At 62.2% G+C, this 19,661-nt stretch carries 3 protein-coding genes; 2 read left to right on the forward strand and 1 reads right to left on the reverse strand.

The window, feature by feature from the left end:
• Positions 1–258: 258 nt before the first annotated feature.
• The gene (locus AC3WMV_RS18230; protein WP_103367798.1) at positions 259–17,094 is read left to right on the forward strand and encodes a LapA family giant adhesin; all 16,836 of its coding nucleotides are present in this window, start codon (positions 259–261) and stop codon (positions 17,092–17,094) included.
• 147 nt (positions 17,095–17,241) lie between these two features.
• Positions 17,242–17,580: a tryptophan synthase subunit beta gene (locus AC3WMV_RS18235; RefSeq protein ID WP_098966540.1), complete on the forward strand. Its 339-nt coding sequence runs from the start codon at positions 17,242–17,244 to the stop codon at positions 17,578–17,580.
• A 127-nt stretch (positions 17,581–17,707) separates the two neighbouring features.
• Here AC3WMV_RS18235 and lapD read toward each other — a convergent pair whose 3' ends face one another.
• Positions 17,708–19,654, reverse strand: a complete 1,947-nt coding sequence (gene lapD, locus AC3WMV_RS18240) for a cyclic di-GMP receptor LapD (protein WP_103367799.1) — start codon at positions 19,652–19,654, stop codon at positions 17,708–17,710.
• Positions 19,655–19,661 lie beyond the last annotated feature (7 nt).

The raw sequence follows: 19,661 nt of genomic DNA on the forward strand, positions 1-19,661 counted from the left end.
AATAGGAACTGGATCACACGCTGAGGGACAGGTCGCCGCGGAAATATCAATGTGACATTAGTGGGGCGATTGTTTAGGATGGCACCCAGAAGGTCAATAGTTTGGCATAAAGTTAATAGCGAAAGAATCTAGCCAAATTATTGACGAAAAACAGCGTCAATCTTGATTCGCAAATTTTTAAAGTACGTCCAGACTGAATCGGCGCCGAAGCCATCAGGCTATGGAAGTCAACTGAACGTGACACCCGGAGAGTCTTCAATGAGCAGTGTTGTTGCCATCGTCAAAAGCATTGTCGGTCAGGTATTCGTGGTCTCCCCCGAGGGTGTACGCCGCGTGCTCGTTGAAGGCGATCGCCTGTTCGTCGGCGACCAGATCGATACCGGCCTCTCCGGCGCCGTGTCGCTGGAACTGGCGGATGGCCGCACCCTGGACCTGGGCCGTGAAACCCAGTGGAGCGCCAACGCGCCCGACTCCAGCACTGACCTGGCCGAAGCCACCGCGCAGGCCGCGCCGTCTGTAGCCGAGCTGCAGCAGGCCATCGCTGCCGGTGCCGACCCGACCACCGCCCTTGAAGCCACCGCTGCCGGCGCCACCGCCGCAGGCACTGGCGGCGCGGCAGGCGGCGGCCACAGCTTCGTGATGCTCGATGCCACCGCTGGCCGCGTCGATCCGACCATCGGCTTCCCGACCGCGGGCATCAACTCCGGCGCACAAGTGGCACAGAACATCACCGGTGGCCAGACCACCGACACCACCACCAACGCCCTGCGTGAGTCGACTCTGAGCCTCAGCGCCACGCCGACCATCACCGAAGCCGGCGGCGTGCTGGTGTACACCGCGACCCTGACCCAGGCGCCGCTGACCGACCTGACCATCACTCTGTCCAACGGCTCGGTGATCGTGATTCCGGCCGGTTCCACCACCGGCACCGTCAACGTGCCGCTGGCACCGAACGACACCGTTTATAACGACCCGACCCAGATCGACGTCACCGTCACCGGCACCACCGGCGGCAACGGCATTACCGTGACCCCGCCGACCACCCCGGCCACGACTCAGGTCACCGACACCATCGACACCACCACCGTCACCCTGACCGCTGGCAATAGCGTCACCGAAGGCGGTCAGATCACCTACACCGCGACCCTGACCAACCCGGCACAGACGCCGGTCACCGTCACCCTGTCCAACGGCTCGACCATCACTATCGAAGCCGGCCAGACCACCGGCACCGTCAACGTGCCAACCGCGCCGAATGACGTCTACAACAACGGCAGCACCGTCAGCACCACCATCACTGGTGCCACTGGTGGCAACTTCGAGAGTCTGGTACCGAACACGACTCCAGCCGTAACGAACATCGTCGATTCGCGCGACACCACCGGCCTGACCCTCACCGCCACCGGTACCGTGGTCGAAGGTGGCCAGATCACCTACACCGCGACCCTGACCAATCCGGCACAGACCCCGGTCACCGTCATCCTGTCTAACGGCTCGACCATCACCATCGAAGCCGGCCAGACCACTGGCACCGTCAACGTGCCGACCGCGCCGAACGACGTCTACAACAACGGTGGCACCGTCAGCACCACGATTACCGGTGCGACCGGCGGCAACTTCGAGAATCTGCTGCCAAACACCACGCCGGCGACCACCACCGTCACCGACTCCATCGACACCACCAACCTGTCGCTGAGCGCGACCGGCACCGTCGCTGAAGGCGGCTCGATCGTTTACACCGCCACCTTGACCAACCCGGCCGGTACCCCGGTGACCGTGACGTTGAGCAACGGCTCCGTCATCACCATCGACGCCGGCAAAACCACCGGCACTGTGACCGTTCCCGCGCCTGCGGATGACGTCTACAAAGACGCCGGCAAGGTCGAAGTCAGCATCACCGGCACCACCGGCGGCAATTTCGAGAACCTGGTGCCGAGCACCGTTCCGGCTGTTACCGAAGTCACTGACACCATCGATACCTCGACCGTCAAACTGACTGCCGATACGTCGGTCGCTGAGGGCGGCACTGTCACTTACACCGCCACCGTCGGCGCGCCTGTCACCGGTTCGCCAGTGACCGTGACCCTGGCCAACGGTCAGACCATCACCATCGAAGTGGGCAAAACCACCGGCACCGTGACCACCACCGCGCCGAACGACGCGCTGACCGGCAACCCACCGCTGACCAACGCCATCACCAATGTCAGTGGCGGTAACTACGAGAACCTCGTCGCCGACAAAACCCCGGTTTCGACCACCGTTACCGACACCGTCGACACCACCAACCTGACCCTGAGCGCGACTGGTACCGTGGCTGAGGGCGGTTCGATCGTTTACACCGCGACGTTGACCAATGCTGCCGGCTCGCCGGTCACCGTGACCCTGAGCAACGGCGCCGTGATCACCATCGAAGCCGGTAAAACCACCGGCACCGTGACGGTTCCGGCGCCTGCGGATGACGTCTACAAAGATGCCGGCAAAGTCGAAGTCAGCATCACCGGCACTACCGGTGGCAATTTCGAGAACCTGGTGCCGAGCACCGTTCCGGCGGTCACCGAAGTCACCGACACCATCGATACCTCGACCGTCAAACTGACCGCTGATAATTCGGTCGCTGAGGGCGGCACCGTCACTTACACCGCCACCGTCGGTGCACCTGTGACCGGTTCGCCGGTTGTCGTGACCCTGGCCAACGGTCAGACCATCACCATCGAAGTGGGCAAAACCACCGGCACCGTGACCACCACCGCACCGAACGACGTGCTGAACGGCCAGGCGCCGCTGAGCAACTCGATCACTGGCGTGAGCGGTGGCAACTACGAGAATCTGGTCGCCGACAAGACGCCGGTCAGCACCACCGTGACCGACACCGTCGACACCACCAACCTGACGTTGAGCGCCACTGGCTCCGTCGCTGAAGGCGGTTCGATTGTCTACACCGCGACCCTGACCAACCCGGCCGGCACCCCGGTGACCGTGACCCTGAGCAATGGCTCCGTCATCACCATCGAAGCCGGTAAAACCACCGGTACCGTGACTGTTCCGGCGCCTGCCGATGACGTCTACAAAGATGCCGGCAAGGTCGAAGTCAGCATTACCGGAACCAGCGGTGGCAATTTCGAGAACCTGGTGCCGAGCACCGTTCCAGCGGTCACCGAAGTCACTGACACCATCGATACTTCGACCGTCAAACTGACCGCTGATACCTCGGTGGTCGAGGGCGGCACCGTCACCTACACCGCGACTGTCGGGGCCCCGGTAACCGGTTCGCCAGTGACCGTCACGTTGGCAAACGGCCAGACCATCACCATCGAAGTGGGTAAAACCACCGGCACCGTCACCACCACTGCGCCGAACGATGCATTGAACGGTCACGAGCCACTGAGCAACGCGATCACTAACGTGAGCGGCGGCAACTACGAGAATCTTGTAGCGGATAAAACCCCAGTTTCGACCAGCGTCACCGACACCGTCGACACCACCAACCTGTCGCTGACTGCGACCGGCACCGTGGCTGAAGGTGGCTCGATCGTCTACACCGCAACCCTGACCAATCCGGCCGGCACGCCGGTAACCGTGACCCTGAGCAATGGCTCGGTGATCACCATCGAAGCGGGTAAAACCACCGGCACCGTGACCGTTCCGGCGCCAGCCGATGACGTCTACAAAGATGCCGGCAAGGTCGAAGTCAGCATTACCGGAACCAGCGGTGGCAATTTCGAGAACCTGGTGCCGAGCACCGTTCCAGCGGTCACCGAAGTCACTGACACCATCGATACTTCGACCGTCAAACTGACCGCTGATACCTCGGTGGTCGAGGGCGGCACCGTCACCTACACCGCGACTGTCGGGGCCCCGGTAACCGGTTCGCCAGTGACCGTCACGTTGGCAAACGGCCAGACCATCACCATCGAAGTGGGTAAAACCACCGGCACCGTCACCACCACTGCGCCGAACGATGCATTGAACGGTCACGAGCCACTGAGCAACGCGATCACTGACGTGAGCGGCGGCAACTACGAGAATCTTGTAGCGGATAAAACCCCAGTTTCGACCAGCGTCACCGACACCGTCGACACCACCAACCTGTCGCTGACTGCGACCGGCACCGTGGCTGAAGGTGGCTCGATCGTCTACACCGCAACCCTGACCAATCCGGCCGGCACGCCGGTAACCGTGACCCTGAGCAATGGCTCGGTGATCACCATCGAAGCGGGTAAAACCACCGGCACCGTGACCGTTCCGGCGCCAGCCGATGACGTCTACAAAGATGCCGGCAAGGTTGAGGTCAGCATTACCGGAACAACCGGCGGCAATTTCGAGAACCTGGTGCCGAGCACCGTCCCTGCGGTCACTGAAGTCACCGACACCATCGACACCTCGACCGTCAAACTGACCGCCGATACTTCGGTGGCTGAAGGTGGCACCGTCACTTACACCGCCACTGTCGGTGCGCCGGTGACTGGCTCGCCGGTTGTTGTGACCCTGGCCAACGGTCAGACCATCACCATCGAAGTGGGCAAAACCACTGGCATCGTGACCACCACCGCACCGAACGATGCGTTGACCGGTCACGAGCCACTGACCAACGCGATCACTGACGTGAGCGGTGGCAACTACGAAAACCTGGTCGCTGACAAAACCCCGATTTCGACCAACGTCACCGACACCGTCGACACCACCAACTTGACCCTGAGCGCCACCGGCACCGTGGCGGAAGGCGGTTCGATCGTCTACACCGCTACCCTGACCAATCCGGCCGGTACTCCGGTGACCGTGACCTTGTCCAACGGCTCGGTGATCACCATCGACGCGGGCAAAACCACCGGCACCGTGACCGTTCCAGCACCCGCCGATGACGTTTACAAAGACGCTGGCAAGGTTGAAGTCACGATCAAAGACGCCGCAGGCGGCAATTTCGAGAACCTGGTGCCGAGCACCGTTCCGGCTGTTACCGAAGTGACCGATACCATCGATACGTCGACGGTCAAACTCATCGCCGACACTTCGGTCGCTGAAGGCGGGACTGTCACTTACACCGCCACCGTCGGCGCACCGGTAACCGGCTCGCCGGTTGTTGTCACCTTGGCCAATGGTCAGAACATCACCATCGAAGTGGGCAAAACCACCGGCACCGTGACCACCACCGCGCCAAACGATGCGCTGAACGGTCACGAACCGCTGACCAACTCGATTACCGGCGTCACCGGTGGCAACTACGAAAATCTGGTGGCGGACAAAACTCCGGTTTCGACCAACGTTACCGACACCGTCGATACCACCGACCTGACGTTGAGCGCCACTGGCTCCGTTGCCGAAGGTGGTTCGATCGTTTACACCGCGACCCTGACCAATCCGGCCGGTACGCCGGTGACCGTGACCCTGTCGAACGGTTCGGTGATCACCATTGAAGCAGGTAAAACTACCGGCACCGTGACCGTTCCAGCGCCAGCCGATGACGTCTACAAGGACGCTGGCAAGGTTGAAGTCACGATCAAAGACGCCGCAGGCGGCAATTTCGAGAACCTGGTGCCGAGCACGGTTCCGGCTGTCACCGAAGTCACTGACACCATTGACACCTCGACCGTGAAACTCACGGCCGATACTTCGGTCGCTGAAGGTGGCACCGTCACCTACACCGCTACCGTTGGCGCACCAGTCACCGGCTCGCCTGTGGTCGTGGCCCTGGCCAACGGTCAGAACATCACCATCGAAGTCGGCAAAACCACCGGCACCGTGACCACCACTGCGCCAAACGATGCGCTGAACGGTCACGAACCGCTGACCAACTCGATTACCGGCGTCACCGGCGGCAACTATGAAAATCTGGTCGCTGACAAAACTCCGGTCAGCACCACCGTCACTGACACCGTGGACACGACGAATCTGTCGCTCAGCGCCACCAACTCGGTCGCCGAGGGTGGTTCGATCACCTACACCGCGACCCTGACCAACGCTGCCGGCTCGCCAGTCACCGTGACCCTGTCCAACGGTTCGGTGATTACCATCGAAGCGGGCAAGACCACCGGCACCGTGACCGTTCCAGCGCCTGCCGATGACGTCTACAAAGATGCCGGCAAAGTCGAAGTCACCATCAACGGTGCAACCGGCGGCAACTTCGAGAACCTCGTTCCGAGCACCGTTCCGGCAGTGACTGAAGTCACTGACACCATCGACACCACGTCGGTGAAACTGACCGCAACCGAGTCTGCTGCTGAAGGTGGCACCGTCACCTACACCGCCACTGTCGGTGCACCAGTGACCGGCTCGCCTGTGGTCGTGACCCTGGCTAACGGTCAGAACATCACCATCGAAGTCGGCAAAACCACTGGCACCGTCACCACCACCGCGCCGAACGATGCGCTGAACGGTCATGCGCCGTTGACTAACGCCATCACCGACGTGAGCGGCGGCAACTACGAGAATCTGGTGGCCGACAAAACCCCGGTCAGCACCACCGTGACCGACACCGTCGACACCACCAACCTGTCGCTGAGCGCGACCGGTACCGTGGCTGAGGGCGGTTCGATCGTTTATACCGCGACCTTGACCAATGCTGCCGGCTCGCCGGTCACCGTGACCCTGAGCAACGGCGCCGTGATCACCATCGACGCGGGCAAAACCACCGGCACCGTGACCGTTCCAGCACCTGCCGATGACGTCTACAAAGACGCCGGCAAGGTCGAAGTCACGATCAAGGATGCTGCGGGCGGCAACTTCGAGAACCTGGTGCCAAGCACCGTTCCGGCCGTTACCGAAGTCACCGACACCATCGACACCTCGACGGTCAAACTCACCGCCGATACTTCGGTGGCTGAAGGCGGCACTGTCACTTACACCGCGACTGTTGGCGCTCCAGTGACTGGCGCGCCTGTTGTTGTGACCCTGGCCAACGGTCAGACCATCACCATCGACATCGGCAAGACCACCGGCACCGTGACGACCACCGCACCGAACGATGCGTTGAACGGTCACGAGCCGCTGAACAACTCGATCACCAATGTCAGCGGCGGCAACTACGAAAACCTCGTCGCCGACAAGACGCCAGTCAGCACCACCGTGACCGACACCGTCGACACCACCAACCTGTCGCTGAGCGCGACGCCGGCGGTGAACGAAGGCGGGCAGATCACCTACACCGCCACCCTGACCAACGCCGCCGGCACTCCGGTGACCGTGACCTTGAGCAATGGCGCGGTGATCACCATCGACGCCGGCAAAACTTCCGGCACCGTGACCGTCGATGCGCCGAAGGATGACGTCTACAAGGACGCCGGCACCGTTGAGGCGACCATCAAGGGCGCGACCGGTGGCGACTTCGAAAACCTGGTGACCAGCAACACCCCGGCCGTGACCACCGTCAACGACACCATCGACACTTCCACCGTGTCGTTGACCGCCACCGCCAACGTCGCCGAAGGCGAAACCGTGGTTTATACCGCGAGCGTCACCGCGCCGGTAACCGGCTCGCCAGTTGTGGTCACTCTGTCCAATGGCCAGACCATCACCATCGCCGTCGGTGAGACCACCGGCAGCGTGAATTTCGTTGCACCGAACAGCCCATTGGCGGGCGGCAGCTCGTTGAGCGTGGCCATCGACAAGGTTGCCGGCGGCAACTATGAAAACCTGGTGGCCGACAAGACACCGGCGAACACCTCGGTGTCGGACACTGTCGACACCACCAACCTGAACCTGACCGCCAGCGACTCGGTGGCTGAAGGTGGCTCGATCGTTTACACCGCGACCCTGACCAATCCGGCCGGGACGCCGGTGACCGTGACCCTGTCCAACGGCGCGGTGATCACCATCGAAGCCGGTAAAACGTCGGGCACCGTGACCGTTCCAGCTCCGGCTGACGACGTGTACAAAGACGCGGGTAAAGTCGAAGCAACCATTTCCACCGCTACCGGTGGCAACTTCGAGAACCTGGTGCCTAGCACCGTTCCGGCCGTCACCAACGTGACCGACACCATCGATACCACCACGGTCAAACTGACCGCGACCGAATCGGCTGCGGAAGGTGGCACCGTCACTTACACCGCGACTGTCGGTGCGCCAGTGACTGGCTCGCCGGTCGTGGTGACCTTGGCCAACGGTCAGAACATCACCATCGAAGTGGGTAAAACCACTGGCACCGTGACTACCAGTGCGCCGAACGATGCGTTGACCGGCCACGCGCCGCTGACCAACGCCATCACCGACGTGAGCGGCGGTAACTACGAAAACCTTGTGGCGGATAAAACGCCGGTTTCGACCAATGTCACCGACACCGTCGACACCACCAATCTGTCGCTCAGTGCGACCGGCACCGTGGCCGAGGGTGGCTCGATCGTCTACACCGCAACCCTGACCAACGCCGCTGGTTCGCCAGTCACCGTGACCCTGTCCAACGGCGCGGTGATCACCATCGAGGCCGGTAAAACCTCTGGCACCGTGACCGTTCCGGCGCCAGCCGATGACGTGTACAAGGACGCCGGTAAAGTCGAAGCGACCATTTCCAGCGCTACCGGTGGCAACTTTGAAAACCTGTTGCCAAGTACCGTGCCGGCTGTCACCGAAGTCACCGACACGATCGACACCTCGACCGTCAAACTGACTGCCGATACCTCAGTGGCCGAAGGTGGCACCGTCACCTATACCGCAACCGTCGGCGCGCCAGTGACCGGTTCGCCTGTGGTCGTGACCTTGGCAAACGGTCAGAACATCACCATTGAGGTGGGTAAAACCACTGGCACCGTGACTACCACTGCGCCTAATGATGCATTGACCGGTCATGCTCCTCTGACCAACGCGATCACCGACGTCACCGGTGGCAATTACGAAAACCTCGTGGCTGACAAAACCCCGGTCAGCACTAACGTCACCGACACCGTCGACACCACCAACCTGTCGCTGTCCGCGACCGGTACCGTGGCCGAAGGTGGCTCGATCGTTTACACCGCGACCCTGACCAACGCCGCTGGCTCGCCAGTCACCGTGACGTTGAGCAACGGCGCCGTGATCACCATCGAGGCTGGCAAAACCACCGGCACTGTGACCGTTCCGGCGCCTGCCGATGACGTGTACAAGGACGCTGGCAAAGTCGAAGCAACCATTTCCAGCGCCACCGGTGGCAACTTCGAAAACCTCGTACCAAGCACTGTTCCTGCCGTGACCGAAGTCACCGACACCATCGACACCTCCACCGTGAAGCTCAGCGCCGATACTTCGGTGGCTGAAGGCGGCACCGTGACTTACACCGCGACCGTCGGTGCACCGGTCACCGGTTCGCCGGTTGTCGTGACCTTGGCCAACGGGCAGAACATCACCATCGAAGTCGGCAAGACCACTGGTTCGGTGACCACCACAGCACCGAACGATGCGCTGACCGGGCATGCACCACTGACCAACTCGATTACCGGCGTGACCGGTGGCAATTACGAGAATCTGGTCGCCGACAAAACGCCGGTTTCGACCACCGTTACTGACACCGTCGACACCACCAACCTGTCGCTCAGTGCGACCGGCACCGTGGCCGAAGGTGGCTCGATCGTTTACACCGCGACCTTGACCAATGCCGCTGGCTCGCCAGTCACCGTGACTCTTTCGAACGGCGCAGTGATCACCATCGAAGCCGGTAAAACCACTGGCACCGTAACCGTTCCTGCCCCGGCTGATGACGTCTACAAAGACGCCGGCACCGTGCAGGCAACCATCACCAACGCCAGCGGTGGCAACTTCGAAAACCTGGTGCCGAGCACTGTTCCGGCCGTCACCAACGTTACCGATACCATCGACACCACCACGGTGAAACTGACCGCGACCGAGTCTGCCGCTGAAGGCGGTACCGTCACCTACACCGCGACTGTCGGTGCCCCAGTGACCGGTTCGCCGGTCGTAGTGACGTTGGCCAACGGCCAGAACATCACCATCGAAGTGGGTAAAACCACCGGCACCGTCACCACCACCGCACCGAACGATGCACTGACCGGTCATGCTCCTCTGACCAACGCGATCACTGGCGTGACCGGCGGTAATTACGAGAGTCTGGTGGCTGACAAAACGCCAGTCAGCACCACTGTGACCGACACTGTCGACACCACCAACCTGTCGCTGAGCGCAACCAACTCGGTCGCCGAGGGTGGTTCGATCATCTACACCGCGACCTTGACCAACGCGGCTGGCTCGCCAGTCACCGTGACCCTGTCGAACGGCGCTGTGATCACCATCGAAGCCGGTAAAACCACTGGCACCGTGACCGTTCCGGCACCTGCCGATGACGTCTACAAAGACGCCGGCACCGTTCAGGCAACGATCACCAACGCTACCGGTGGCAACTTCGAAAACCTGGTACCGAGCACCGTGCCGGCTGTGACTCAGGTCACCGACACCATCGACACCACCACGGTCAAACTGACCGCGACCGAGTCTGCTGCCGAAGGGGGTACCGTTACCTACACCGCGACCGTTGGTGCGCCAGTGACTGGCTCGCCAGTCGTGGTAACTCTGGCCAACGGTCAGAACATCACCATCGAAGTGGGCAAAACCACCGGTACCGTGACCACCACTGCGCCGAACGATGCGCTGACCGGACACGCGCCGCTGACCAACGCCATCACCAACGTCAGCGGCGGCAACTACGAAAACCTCGTTGCCGACAAGACCCCGGTCAATACCACGGTCACCGATACCGTCGACACCACCAACCTGTCGCTGTCCGCGACCGGCACCGTGGCTGAAGGCGGCTCGATCGTTTACACCGCGACGCTGACCAACGCTGCCGGTTCGCCGGTTACCGTGACGTTGAGCAACGGCGCCGTGATCACCATCGACGCGGGCAAAACCACCGGTACCGTGACCGTCCCGGCACCGGCTGATGACGTCTACAAAGACGCCGGCACCGTTGAGGCCACTATCAAGACCGCGACTGGCGGCAATTTCGAAAACCTGGTGACCAGCAACACCCCGGCCGTGACCAGCGTCACCGACACCATCGACACCACCACGGTCAAACTGACCGCGACCGAGTCTGCTGCTGAAGGTGGTACCGTCACCTACACCGCGACCGTTGGTGCACCGGTAACCGGTTCGCCAGTGACCGTTACTCTGGCCAATGGTCAGAACATCACCATCGAAGTGGGTAAAACCACGGGTACCGTCACCACCACTGCGCCGAACGACGTGTTGACCGGTCATGCACCGTTGACCAACGCGATCACCAACGTCAGCGGCGGCAACTATGAAAACCTCGTAGCCGACAAGACCCCGGTCAGCACCACCGTGACCGACACTGTCGATACAACCAACCTGTCGCTCAGCGCTACAGGTACCGTGGCCGAAGGTGGCTCGATCGTTTACACCGCGACCCTGACCAACGCTGCTGGCTCGCCAGTCACCGTGACCCTGAGCAACGGCGCAGTCATCACTATCGACGCCGGTAAAACCACTGGCACCGTGACCGTTCCTGCCCCGGCTGATGACGTCTACAAAGACGCCGGCACCGTGCAGGCAACCATCACCAACGCCAGCGGTGGCAACTTCGAAAACCTGGTGCCGAGCACCACGCCAGCCGTGACCAGCGTCACCGACACCATCGACACCACGGGCGTGAAACTCACCGCCACGGGTACTGTGGCCGAGGGTGGCACCGTCACCTACACCGCCACTGTCGGCGCTCCGGTCACCGGTTCGCCAGTGACCGTAAGCCTGTCCAACGGCCAGACGATCACCATCGACATCGGCAAAACCACCGGCACCGTGACCACCACTGCGCCGAACGACGTGTTGACCGGCCACGCACCGTTGACCAATGCGATCACCAACGTCAGCGGCGGCAACTACGAAAATCTGGTAGCCGACAAGACACCGGTCAGCACCACCGTGACCGACACTGTCGATACGACCAACCTGTCCCTCAGCGCCACCAACACGGTCGCCGAGGGCGGTTCGATCATCTACACCGCGACCTTGACCAACGCGGCTGGTTCGCCGGTCACTGTGACTCTGTCCAACGGCGCCGTGATCACTATCGACGCCGGTAAAACCACTGGCACCGTGACCGTTCCTGCCCCGGCTGATGACGTCTACAAAGACGCCAGCACCGTGCAGGCAACCATCACCAATGCCAGCGGCGGCAACTTCGAAAACCTGGTACCAAGCACCGTACCGGCCGTGACCAGTGTCACCGACACCATCGACACCACTACTGTGAAGTTGTCTGCCACCGGTACAGCGGTTGAAGGCGGCAACGTCGTCTACACCGCCACCGTCGGCGCGCCAGTCACAGGTTCGCCAGTCGTGGTGACTCTGTCCAACGGCCAGACCATCACCATCGACATCGGCAAAACCACCGGCACCGTAACCACCACCGCACCGAACGATGCGCTGACCGGTCACGCGCCGTTGACCAACGCAATCACCAACGTGAGCGGCGGCAACTACGAGAATCTGGTTGCCGACAAGACTCCGGTCAGCACCACCGTGACCGACACCGTCGACACCACCAATCTGTCGTTGTCCGCGACCGGCACCGTGGCCGAAGGTGGCTCGATCGTTTACACCGCAACGCTGACCAACGCCGCGGGTTCCCCAGTGACCGTAACGTTGAGCAACGGCGCCGTGATCACCATCGACGCCGGCAAAACCACCGGCACCGTGACCGTTCCTGCCCCAGCCGACGACGTCTACAAAGACGCCGGCACCGTGCAGGCGACCATCAAGTCGGCGACAGGTGGCAGCTTCGAAAACCTGGTACCAAGCACCACGCCAGCCGTGACCAGCGTCACCGACACCATCGACACCACGGGCGTGAAACTCACCGCCACGGGTACTGTGGCCGAGGGTGGCACCGTCACCTACACCGCCACTGTCGGTGCGCCTGTGACTGGCTCGCCAGTTGTCGTGACCCTGTCCAACGGCCAGACCATCACCATCGACATCGGCAAAACCACCGGCACCGTGACCACCACTGCGCCGAACGACGTGTTGACCGGCCACGCACCGTTGACCAATGCGATCACCAACGTCAGCGGCGGCAACTACGAAAATCTGGTAGCCGACAAGACACCGGTCAGCACCACCGTGACCGACACTGTCGACACCACCAGCCTGTCGCTGAGCGCGACCCCGGCGGTGAACGAGGGCGGCCAGATCACCTACACCGCCACCCTGAGCAACGCTGCCGGTTCCCCGGTAACCGTGACCCTGAGCAACGGCTCGGTGATCACCATCGACGCCGGCAAAACCACCGGCACCGTGACCGTTCCGGCTCCGGCTGACGACGTCTACAAAGACGCCGGCAGCGTGCAGGCGACCATCACCAACGCCAGCGGTGGCAACTTCGAGAACCTGGTACCGAGCACGACACCGGCCGTGACCAACGTCGCCGATACCATCGACACCACCACCGTCAGCATCACCGGCAGCACCTCGGTGACCGAAGGCCAGACCGCCAGCTACACCGTCAGCCTGACGCACCCGGCGCAAACCGACGTGACCCTGAAGATCGTCTACAGCGGCACCGCTGCCGACGGTTCGGACTTCACTGGCGTGTACACCGTGAAGATCCCGGCGGGCGCCAGCAGCGCGCAGTTCAACGTCGCGACCATCGATGACAAGATCACCGAAGGCACCGAGAACTTCGTGGTCAAGATCGACTCGGCCACCGGCGGCAACTTCGAGAACCTGGCCGTCAGCAGCACCAACGGCAGCGTCAGCACCTCGATCATCGATAACGATGCGCCACCGGTCATCGACCTGGATGCCAACAACTCCAGCGGCGCCACCGGTGCCGACTACAAGGTGACGTTCACCGAAAACACCCCGGGCGCCGGCGTGTCGATTGCCGACACTGACCTGACGATCACCGACCCGGACAGCACGATGCTGACCGGCGCGACCATCGTGCTGACCAACCGTCAGGACGGCGATGCGCTGAACCTCGGGAACAGCGTCAACGGCATCACGATCAATGCCAACAGCACCAACGGCACCGTGACCCTGACCTTGTCGGGCAACGCGACGCTCGCCGACTACATGCAGGCGATCAAGAACATCAGCTTCACCAACAGCAGTGAAGACCCGAGCACCGTGCCGCGGATCATCACCGTGACCGTGACCGATGGCGGCAACTACTCCAACACCGCGACCACCACGGTCAACGTGGTGGCGGTCAACGATGCGCCAGTTGCGGCTCCGGTCAACGTCACCGGCACCGAAGACACCCCGCTGATCCTCGGCTGGTCGACCTTCGGGGTGACTGACGTCGACAGCCCGGCCAGCAGCCTGGGCATCAAAATCACCCAGCTGCCGGGTGAAGGCAAACTGCAGTATCTGGACGGTTCGACCTGGAAAGATGTCGCCAACAACCAGACCTTCAGCAAGGCTGACATCGACGCCGGCAAACTGCGCTTCATGCCGGATGCCAATGAGTCGGGGGTCAACGGTTACGGCGGCACCGGCATGGGCAACAACCAGGCCGACTACGCACAGATCAAGTTCCAGCCAACCGACGGCCAACTGCTGGGCAACACCGGCACCGTGAAGATCGACATCACGCCAGTGGCGGATGCGCCGACCGTGAGCGTGGCCGACAACAGCGTGAAGTCCACCGGGCTGGTCAAGGAAGTCTGGACCGGCCTGTCGGGCCTGGGTACCAGCGGCAACGGCGCTGACTCGACCACGTTGAAAAACGTGATCGACGGCGCCGGCACCCCGAACTCCAGCACCAACGTGAATAACGTGCAGTCCGACGGCAGCGTGACCGCCGGTACCGCGTCGAAGACCTCGGGCCTGATCTATCTGGAAGCCGGCAAGACCTACAGCTTCAGCGGTGTGGCTGACGACAGCCTGCTGATCACCATTGGCGGCAAGAGTGTGGCGTCGGGTACCTGGGGCGCGGGCGGTGCGATCAGCGGTTCGTTCACCCCGACCACCAGCGGCTACTACACCCTGGACATCTACCACCACAACCAGAGCGGCCCGGGCAGCTATGACGTGAACCTGTCGGTCAACGGCAGCACGCCAATCGACCTGAGCAGCGCCGGCGTGCCGATCTACACCGGGGTGCAGGATCTGGTGAATTCCGGTGTAACCGTCTCCGACCTGCACGGCACCAACGGCGAAGGCTATTACGACGGCTACAAGCTCAACACTGGCGCCGAAGGCACCACGGTGAAACTGTCGGCGATCAACACCGCGCTGACCGACACCGACGGCTCGGAAACCCTGAGCGTGAAGATCAGCGGCGCGCCGGTCGGCTCGGTTCTCTCCGACGGCAACGGTCACACCTTCACAGTCACCGCGAGCAACGGCGAAGCCAACGTCACCGGCTGGAACCTGGGCAGCCTGACCGTAACCCCGCCGACCTACTACAACGGCCAGTTCAACCTGACCGTGACCTCGACCTCCACTGAAATGGTCGGCGGTTCGGCCAGCAGCACCGCTACGATTCCGGTCACCGTGGTGCCCGCGGTGTACAACGCGGTGGTTGGTACCTCTGGCGACGACACCTTCAACGGTACCGATGGCAACGACATCATGGTCGCCGACATCGGTGGTCTGACCGTGGTGCCGGGCACCAACTACAACATCGCGTTCATGGTCGACAGCTCGGGCAGCATGAGCACCTCGTCGATCAACGCGGCCAAGGACTCGCTGACATCGGTGTTCAACACCCTCAAGCAGAGCCTGGGCGGCAGCAACTCGGGCACGGTGAACATCTTCCTGGCGGACTTCGATACCCAGGTCAACAAGTCGGTGTCGGTGAACCTCAACGACCCGAACGCGCTGACCAAGCTCAAAGCCGTGCTCGACTCGATGGCGTCCGGCGGCGGCACCAACTACGAGGACGTGTTCAAGACCACGGCCAACTTCTTCCAGAGCGCGGAAGCTGTGGCCAACACCGGGGCGAAGAACCTCACGTACTTCATCACCGACGGCCAGCCGACCTACTACCAGAGCGGCGAGCAGACCAACCCGACGCTGTACGGCAGCGTGAAGTTCGACAGTGTGGTGACAACCAGCAACTACAAGCTGGGCGACACTTTCAGCACGTACATCGACAACACGCATTACCTGAGCATCACCGCCAGCGGTTATGCCCAGTTGCAGACTTACACTGGCCGTGGCTGGACCACCACCAACCTGGGCACGGTTCACGCTCAGGGTGATGGTACCTATGAGCTGTCGAGTCTGGCGGGCAGCGGCAGCAGCACCAGCTCGGCCACCACCGACAACTCGACCAGCAGCTTCGCCTTGCTCAGCGGTCTGTCGAATGTCGAGGCGATCGGTATCAACAGCGGCGTCAGCCTCAACGACCTGAAACCGTATGACTCGGATCACTCGCCGCAGACCAACATCGATCCGAAGGATCTGGCCAACTCGATCATCGGCCACACCGAAGCGACGCTGCCGGGCAACGACACCGTCAGCGGTGGCGACGGCAACGACATCCTGTTCGGCGACCTGGTGAGCTTCAACGGCATTGCCGGCGAGGGTTATCAGGCGATGCAGGCGTTCGTGGCGCAGCAGACCGGGGTCGACGTCAGCAAGGTCACCACCAGCAACGTGCACCAGTACATCACCGAGCACTATCAGGCGTTCGATGTGTCCGGCGCACATGACGGCAACGACACGCTGCTGGGTGGCGCAGGCAATGACATCCTGTTCGGCTCGGGCGGCAACGACCTGCTCGACGGCGGCAAGGGCAATGACATCCTGCTCGGCGGCACCGGCAACGACACGCTGATCGGCGGCCAGGGCAACGATATCCTGATCGGTGGTTCCGGTGCCGACACCTTCGTCTGGAAAGCAGGCGACACCGGCAATGACGTGATCAAGGACTTCAACGCCAACGAAGGTGACCGCATCGACCTGCGCGATCTGTTGCAGGGTGAAACCGGCAGCACCATCGACAACTTCCTGAAGATCACCACGGTTGATGGCACGTCGTCGCTGCAAGTCAGCTCGGCGGGCAAGTTCAACTCCGGCGACGCGGCAGCCGCCACGCCGGACGTGACGATCAAACTGGAAGGCAACAACTGGTCGAGCGCCAACATTCACAACCTGATTGCCGGCAGCGATCCGACCATCAAGGTCGACCACAACAACAGCTGATGCGTGAACAAAACGGCCGCCCCTTGGGGCGGCCGTCACGTTTGCGGCTAACTCGGCGGTGACGATTTCGTCGCCACCCCGCATACTCGCGCGCAGTTGGCCTATGCTGCTGACAGCATGACGCTGGATCTTTCTGAGGGATGCTCAATGTTTTACGTGCAACGCGATGCGCAAGGTCTGTTGATTCGCGTGGAAGCCGCGGCCTACGCCGAGGCCACGGAAACGCTGCCGGCCGACAGCCATGAAATCCAGGCCTGGTTCGCCAATGAAGTGGTGGAAACCAGCCTGAAACAGCTCAAGCAGAGCGACCTGGAAATGATTCGGGTACTCGACGACCTGATTCAGGTGCTGACCCAGAAGGGCGTGATCCGCGTCACCGACCTGCCGCCGGCAGCGCAGGCCAAGCTGATGGACCGCACCCAGGCGCGGGAAGCGCTGGGCGGGTTGAGCCACTTGATCGACGACGAAGAGACCGGGCTGATCTGATCCGCGATCTTCAGTGACCGGACTGACCCCTTCGCGAGCAAGCCCGCTCCCACATTTGAAATGCATTCCAATGTGGGAGCGGGCTTGCTCGCGAAGGCTGATTTACCGACAACGAATAACGAACAGGTTACTTCCAGGGCGTGGGCTCACCAAACAACTGCCCCTGCACCCCATACAAGCCCATCTCGCGAATCACCGACAACTCGCCCTCGGTCTCCACCCGCTCGGCAATCAACGGTAGATCGATGCTGTGCGCCGCACGCTGGATCGCCTCGATGAACAGGCGCTTGTCGCTCTCCTGATCGATCGCGCGAATGTAACTGCCATCGATCTTCAGGTACGCCAGCCCCAGCCGCGCCAGGTTGCCGATCATGCTGAAGCGTCCACCAAAGCGCTGCAGACTCAGAGAGAAACCGAGTTCACGCAGACGCCGGGTCAACTGCTCCAGCACCGCTTGCTCCGGCAATTGCTCCTCGCCGATCTCCAGCGTCAGGCGCTCGCCGAGGTCGGAGTGCGCGCGCAGAATCTCGAACACTTTGTTCAGCGCTTGTGGATCGGCCAGGGTTGCCGAAGACAGGTTCAGCGCCAGCGAATCTTCATGCGCCTTCATTTGCTCCAGCACGCGCTCGAGCATCAGACGGTCGAGTCGCGCGGTCCAGCCAAAACGCTCGAGCCACGGCAGGAAACGCCCGGCCGGGATGGTCTGGCCCTGTTCATCCAGCAAGCGCGAAAGCACTTTGTAATGCAGCACCAATTGCGTGTCCTGAGCGGCCACCACCGGTTGGAAATACAGTTCGAAACGCTGCTGGTTCAGCGCCTGATCGAGCAAGCGATGCCAGGCATGGTGATCGTCACCGACGTCCGCCACCAGGCTCTGATCGATGCACGCCCAGTTCTGCTCGCCCTGCCCCTCGGCCTGCGCCAGCGCCTGATCGCCCAGGGTCAGTACTGCTTGCGGTGAATCGCCGTGGGCAAACGGGGCGAGGCCAATGGAAGCCACGGCCGGCACATCGGTTGCGCCAGTGGCGTGCAGGCTGCTCAGCGCACTGTCGAGGTTCTGCGCCAGTTGCAGCGCTTCTTCGCGCACCAGTCCCGGCGCCAGCACGGCGAATTCACCACCGCGAATACGGGTGACGAGGTTCTGGGTTTCAGGGTATTTGGCGCACTCGCGGGACAGTTGCTCGCCGACAGCTTTCAACAATTCATCGGTGCGCTGACCGCCCAGACGCTGATTGAGCCCGGCCAGATCCTTGACCCGCAACAGCAGCAGATAACCGGAACTGGCCTGCTCCGGGTTGCTCACGCGGTTGTGCAGTTGCATCTCGAAATAGCGCCGGTTGGCAAGCCCGGTGAGGTTGTCCTGATAAGACTCGGCACGCAGTTTTTCGCTGCGCTCGGCCTGCTCCTGGAACAGCGCCTTGAGCTTCTCGACCATCTGGTTCATCGCCTGCACCACGCGCCGCAGTTCCGGGGTACGCGGCAACTCCGGCAGGCTGAGGAATTCGCGGCGGGCGATGGCGTGGGACTGTTTGGCCATGTAATCCAGCGGGCGCAATTGCCGGCGCAGCAGCAACGCGCCGAGCACTGCACTGACCGCGCCGCACAGCAGCAGCCAGCCGAGGCTGCCCAACGCGCTCTGCCACAGCTTGGCCACGGCAAACATCGGGTGACTGACCACCTCGACCCGCGCCGCCTGCTCCCAGCCACGGCTGACCAGCGCGTCGCCACCGGCCGGCTCCAGGCCGATCAGTTTGACGAACCAGTCAGGCACATTGCTCACCGCCGGAATCCCGCTGCGCTCGACAATGGTCTGGTCGGTCTTGAGATCGACCACGCGGATGCTCGCGTAATAGCCGCTGTCGAAAATCGAGCTGACCAGCAGCTCGACCATCGCCGGGTCGTCGATATTCGGCGTCAGCGACAACGCCAGCGCCGTCGCAGCGTCCTGGGCATGGGAGCGCAGCTGGTTGACGTACTGGGTGCGCGAGCTCTCCAGGCTGACCATGAAGCTGCCGGTGAAGGCGACCACCAGGAACAGACAGATAGCGATCAACAGCTGTTTGAACAAAGACATCTGAGCG

It is taken from the genome of Pseudomonas sp. FW305-3-2-15-E-TSA4 (genome assembly GCF_058787295.1).